We start from the raw sequence: 5,659 nt of genomic DNA, 5'->3' as shown, positions 1-5,659 counted from the left end.
CAACCAGATCGTGCACAAATCCAACAACCGGCTCGATGCCGACCTCGCGCTTTGTGAAAAGCACAAAGTCCCGATGCTGATCACCTCGCTCGGCGCCCGCGAAGAGCTGAACCAGGCCGCGCATAATTGGGGCGGCATCGTCTTCCACGACGTCATCAACCAGAAGTTCGCCCACAAGGCTGTCGAGAAAGGCGCCGACGGCCTGATCCTGGTCGCGGCCGGCGCCGGCGGCCATGCCGGCACGCAATCTCCGTTCGCCTTCGTCACCGAAACGCGCGCCTGGTACAACGGCCCGATCGCGCTGTCCGGCGCGATCGCCAACGGCCGCGCGATCCGCGCCGCCCGGGTGCTCGGCGCCGACTTCGCCTATATCGGCTCGGCCTTCATCGCCACCAAGGAAGCCAACGCGGTCGACCGCTACAAGGAGATGATCACCACCTCCGGCGCCGACGACATCGTGTATTCCAACCTGTTCACCGGCGTGCACGGCAACTACCTGAAGCCGTCGATCGTTGCGGCCGGCATGGACCCGGACAATCTCGAGCAGTCCGATCCGTCGAAGATGAACTTCGGCACCGATGAAGCCGGCGAGCGTGCCAAGCCGAAGGCCTGGAAGGAGATCTGGGGAGCCGGCCAGGGCATCGGCAGCATCAACGACGTGCTGCCGGCCGGCGAACTGATCGCCCGCTTCAAGAAGGAATACGACGAGGCGATCGACCCGCCGCTGTGAGGCAATAACCGTCGTCTCCTCCGCTCACTCAGGTCATCGCGAGGAGTGAAATGTCGAAGCAATCCAGCTCGGCGCACCGCGCTCTGGATTGCTTCGCTTCGCTCGCAATGATCGGGAAGAGCTTCCGATCTCGTCAGCTCAGCTCGTGGAAGTCACCGCATGGACTCCATCTATCGCATCGACGGCATCAATATCGAAACCAGCCCGAACGCGGCCGGACCGTGGGATCCGACGATGCAGCACGGCTCTCCGCCGTCTGCCCTGGTTACTTACCTCGCCGAACAGATCCCGACCCCGTCGCCGATGCAGATCTCACGGGTGACCGTCGACCTGTTGCGCCCGGTCCCGGTGGGACCGCTGACCTACCAAACCGAAGTACTGCGCGAAGGCCGCAAGATTCAGCTCTGCGCCGTGCGGCTGCTCTCGAAGGGCGTCATCGTGGTCGGCGCCACCGTGCTGAAGATCCGCGTCGCCCCGCCGGATCTGCCGGACGATATCGAGCATCCGCCGCTCGACGTGCCGCACCCCGACGACTGCCCGGTGCTCGACCCCGGCTTCACCCGCAATCCGTTCGTCGGCGGCATGTCGCTGCGCAAGGTCTATGGCGGCTTCGGCGAGATCGGCCCCGGCGCAACCTGGTATCGCGCCGACCGCGCCCTAGTCGAAGGGCAACCGACCTCGCAGGCGATGCGCGCGGTGGTCGCCTCTGATTTCAGCAACGCGACCTCGTCGATCCTCGACTTCAAGCACTGGACCTTCATCAACGCCGACCTCAACGTGTTCTTCGCGCGGCAGCCGGTCGGCGATTGGGTGCTGCTGAACTCCGAGATGTGGTTGGGGCCGGACGGAGCAGGCATCGCATCGTCGAAGCTCGCCGACGTCCACGGTTATTTCGGCCGCGCGATCCAGAACCTCGTGGTCGAACAGCGCTGAGCTGACGGCGCAGGCCTGTGGATAGCAGGGATCACTCCAGGTATTTCAACGAGGCGGCCAAGCCCTCAGAATCAGTTTAACACCGCATTAACCATCCTGGCACATCAATAGGGCCGCCGCGATGCGGGGCCCTTTCGACGACTGATCCTGCATCGTTGGCGTACACCACAGCCGAAGTGGACCTCGCCATGCTGCATGTCGAAAAGACTTCCGCGACCCTCGACGAACTCCGCATCCGGGTCGCTCACGCGCTGCATCGCCATCCGCTGTGCCGCGACGTGCGCTTCGAAATCGTCGGGACGCCGCGCACCCGCAAGGGCGGCAACTGGACGATTAGCATCCAGTCGGTCGCAGCCGACGCGCTGTGGGAAGCTTCCGAGATCGTTGCTGATATTCAGGAAGCTTATGAGCTGGCCGAGATGCCGATGTACGCGGCAGCCTGATCGAACGCCCGGGATACGGAACCAGGCGCCCCGCGGAACTGCTCATAGTTACCACTAACAGCCATATTTCCTCTGCATTCTTGCGCGATACGAACGTCCATTCGTCGCCGCGACGGAGATCAGCTTGACCAAGACCGTCACTCTTTCTGCGCTGGTGTGCGTGCTCCTGGCGAGCGCGTCCGCTGCCAGCATTCTGGCCCGCGCCAGCGTTCCCGCCGCGGGACTGGCCGGCGTGGCCGCGGTCGAGCGTCCCGTCAGCAACCGCGAATTCAAGGCCGACAAGCTCGAAGTCGCGTTGCAATCCGACGAACCTGAAGTCCAGGCCGCACAACAACAGCCCGCCGAAGACCAGATCGCCACGGCAGACGCGACCGCGCCGGCCAAGCCGCTGCAGCTCGCCTACGCGGCGGATGATCTGCCGGTTGCCGCAATCCCGGAAGCCGCGGCTTCCGAGCCGAGCGTCGCAGCACCGAAAGCCGCCACCAAGCTGCCGCCGGTGATCGCCACCACTCCGGTCCAAAAGCCGAAGCCCAAGCCTGCCGCGAAGGAAGCGCTGCTGAGCGACGGCCAGATCGCACAGATCAAGACCCGCCTGAATCTGTCGTCGTCGCAGGAGTACTATTGGCCGTCAGTCGAGCAGGCGCTGCGCGCCATCGGCCGCAAGCTGCATGCGACCACGCGCGGCCGCGACAGCAGCACACCAGCGATCGATCCGGACAGCGCCGAAGTGCAGCAGCTCAAATACGCGGCGATGCCGCTGCTGTTCCAGCTGCGCGAAGATCAGAAGCAGGAAGTACGTAAGCTCGCTCGCGCCATGGGCCTCGAACAGGTCGCGCAGCAGATCTGAGGCGATAGCAGCCGGCGCAGACGCGCCGCTGATCCCGGCGTTTGACCGACCCATCCCTACGCGGCGGATTCCTGACTGTCGCGCTCCGGCCAATCCGACGGCCGTCCGGGGACCAACTTCAGTCCTTCGACGAAGTGATCGACCCAGGTGCGATCGACGAACGGCAGCCAATCCAGAAAACGCTTGGAGAAGTTCGGCTTGATGGCGAGGAGCTCGTCGCAAGCGATCCGCGCCCCGTCGAGTTGGCCCATCCGAGCCAGCGCGTTGATCTTCAAAACGTGCGCGTACCAATAGGCAGGGCGCCGCGCGAGCGCCAGCGTGGCATGCTCGATCGCTTCCGGCCATTGTCTCAGCATGGTGTAGGCGAGCGCCAACTCGCCCAGCGAATAGAAGATGTTCGGATCGTTCGACGACAGCCGCATCGCGGTCTTGAGTTGAACTATCGCCCGATAGGGCTCACCCGCGAGGTTGAAACAACCGCCGAGCTGAGCATGCGCCAGCGCCAGGCTCGGGGTCAGCGTGATCGCCTGCTTCAGCAGGTTCTTTGCCTCGAGCGGATGCCGCAGCCACATCTCGGCGATGCCGGCCAGCATGAAGCCGCGGCCGTCGTCCGGATCGGCCAGCATTGCCTGCTGCGCCAGCTTGCGCATCCGCAGGATCTGATCCTGCGGCTGGCGGCCGGCCCAGATCGACCACGCCAGCGCTGCCGTCGCCTGGATCAGTGCTTCGGGTGAATTGGGATCGAGCGTCAGCGCTTCGGCGAACAGTTTCTGCGCCATTTCGGAATCGGCGCGCGTCAGCCGGTTGAGATGCCAGCGGCCGCGCCAGATCAGATCGCTGACGCCCAGTTTGTCCTGCCGTTTGCCGCGAATGCGGATCTGCTCGGCGTGGTCGATCCGGCTTTCGAGCTGCGCCACCAGTTCGTTGACGAACTGCACGAGTTCATCATGCCCCGCCGGCGATTGCAGCGTGAAGCGCCGCGACCACAGCGAATAGCCGGTGATCGCCTCGGCCAGCGAGGCCGACACCCCATAGGAGTCGTAAGCACGATACAGCCGGCCCTCGACGAGGTACTGCGCGCCGAGGCGCTGGCCGATCAGCTTGCGGTCATCCCGCTCGGTGAACGAGAAGCTGGAGTTGCGCGAGATCACCGGCAGCCAGCGGATGCGCGACAGTCCGACGATCAGTTCTTCGCCGATACCTTCCGCCACGTAGTCCAGCGCCTCGTCCCCGGTGGCGTTGGCGAACGGCAGCACCGCAATGGCGGGCCGGCCGGCGAAGCCCACCGGCGGCGTCGAGATGTCGACGATATGGGTCGGCAGCGTCGTCGCGCCGCCGGCCACCGCCGAGACCACGACATCGTTCGCCGGCGGCACCAGCGCGTCGCGCTGCTCATGCAGCCATTGGCCGAAGCCGCGCTCGCTCGGAATATCGAGACCTTCCAACAGCTCACCGGCGGCCCGGCCGGGGCGCGCGGCGAACAGGTCGATGTCGATCAGGTCGGTGCGTAGCCGTACACGATCGCGGTCGCTGACCAGCAGCTCGGCGCCGTCCGCGTTCAGCAGCTTGCGCAGGTTCGATAGTTCGCGGCGCAGACTGCCGGCTGCTTCGGCCTTGCGCCGACTACCCCACAACCGATCCTGCAGCCAGCCGCGGGCACGTGCGCCGTCACGCGACAAGGCGAGCATTGCGACAACGGCGATGCCCTTTTTGCTGGTGATCTCGACCCGGCGCCCGGCCGGCGCCGTGAGCTCGAAGGGTCCAAGCAGCCGAAGCGCATATCGCTCCGAATTCGCCGCCGTCATCCCGTATCCTTCCTGCCTCTCCGGTCAAAATAGCACTTTTCACGCGTCTATCACGCCATTTTCACGCTAGAGGCCGATCGATAAGGAAGCGGAACTAGACCCAATAAGGGAATATGCAAGATGTCTCTTGACCAATTGAAAAATTGAGAAACAAAGAGAAGCATTACCGTCGGTTGCAGCGGGCGAGCGAGCAACGACATGCGAGTGCATCGTATGTGAAACGGCGGAAGATACGGGCGGGGTTATGGTTGGCGTGTCTGGAAGCGAGCTCCACCAGGAGCTTCTGTTCGCGTTCGGCGGCGGCGAGCGCGATGTTACCGTGGCGCTGCTCGACGGATTGGTCGACCGCACCCATGATTGTTTCATCGGCGCGCCCCTCAAGCCCCTCAACACCGCAGTCGCCCAGCACACCGGCGACGACGCCCCCCCAAGCGCACAAGCCACCCACCTGGCCAGCCTCCTCTTCGGGCAACCCTGCCGGTCGGTGGAGGGCATCGCGCCGATGTGCCGCGGGCTGCTGGCACCGATCTTCAGTGACGCACGATCGGTGTGCGGACAGGCCGATCTGGCCGACGCGATCACCCGGGCGCTCGATCACGGCGCCGACATTATCCTGATTGGTGCCGGTGCGTTCGAACGCCCCTGGTATCCGGGCTTCGCCTTGGCGGACGCGGTCGCCAAGTGCAACGCCAGCAACACGCTGATCGTCACCAGCGCCGGCAGCAAAGGCTGCACCACTCTGCTCCGTCGTTGCGGCGCTTTGAACTTGCTGCCGGTCGCAGCCCTCGACAGTGTCGGCCAGCTCCTCGGCGGCCAATGCCGTGACCTCGGCGATATCGGAATCGCTATTCCCGGCACCAGCGTATCCGGCGCGGCCCTGGAAGGCCGAGTGGTGCAGCGA

At 64.8% G+C, this 5,659-nt stretch carries 6 protein-coding genes; 5 read left to right on the top strand and 1 reads right to left on the bottom strand.

The genetic code is table 11. The features are described from left to right. From DYI24_RS19985 to DYI24_RS19970, 4 genes are all read left to right on the top strand, one after another. A partial coding sequence (locus DYI24_RS19985; protein ID WP_164573552.1) for an NAD(P)H-dependent flavin oxidoreductase occupies nucleotides 1-730 on the top strand: 730 nt, incomplete at its 5' end. Nucleotides 731-889: 159 nt separating this feature from the next. Beyond that, nucleotides 890-1,663 carry a thioesterase family protein gene (locus DYI24_RS19980; protein WP_107346753.1) on the top strand — a complete coding sequence of 258 codons (774 nt, stop codon included), beginning with the start codon at nucleotides 890-892 and terminating at the stop codon, nucleotides 1,661-1,663. Between the two features lie 188 nt (nucleotides 1,664-1,851). Then, nucleotides 1,852-2,106 (top strand): hypothetical protein, encoded by a 255-nt coding sequence (locus DYI24_RS19975; RefSeq protein WP_164573553.1) that lies wholly within the window; start codon nucleotides 1,852-1,854, stop codon nucleotides 2,104-2,106. Nucleotides 2,107-2,230: 124 nt separating this feature from the next. Further along, the gene (locus tag DYI24_RS19970; RefSeq protein WP_164573551.1) at nucleotides 2,231-2,953 is read left to right on the top strand and encodes a hypothetical protein; all 723 of its coding nucleotides are present in this window, start codon (nucleotides 2,231-2,233) and stop codon (nucleotides 2,951-2,953) included. 56 nt (nucleotides 2,954-3,009) lie between these two features. Here DYI24_RS19970 and DYI24_RS19965 read toward each other — a convergent pair whose 3' ends face one another. Continuing rightward, entirely contained in the window at nucleotides 3,010-4,758 is a 1,749-nt protein-coding gene (locus DYI24_RS19965) for a hypothetical protein (protein WP_164573550.1), read from the bottom strand. Nucleotides 4,759-5,002: 244 nt separating this feature from the next. Here DYI24_RS19965 and DYI24_RS19960 point away from each other — a divergent pair. Beyond that, on the top strand, nucleotides 5,003-5,659 hold a 657-nt coding region (locus DYI24_RS19960), incomplete at its 3' end, for a S8/S53 family peptidase (RefSeq protein ID WP_164573549.1).

Origin of the sequence: Rhodopseudomonas sp. BR0C11 (genome assembly GCF_010820945.1) — a bacterium.
Lineage (GTDB): Bacteria > Pseudomonadota > Alphaproteobacteria > Rhizobiales > Xanthobacteraceae > Rhodopseudomonas > Rhodopseudomonas palustris_H.
Note: the sequence above shows the minus strand (reverse complement) of the source record. Positions and strands in the feature narration are given on the sequence as shown.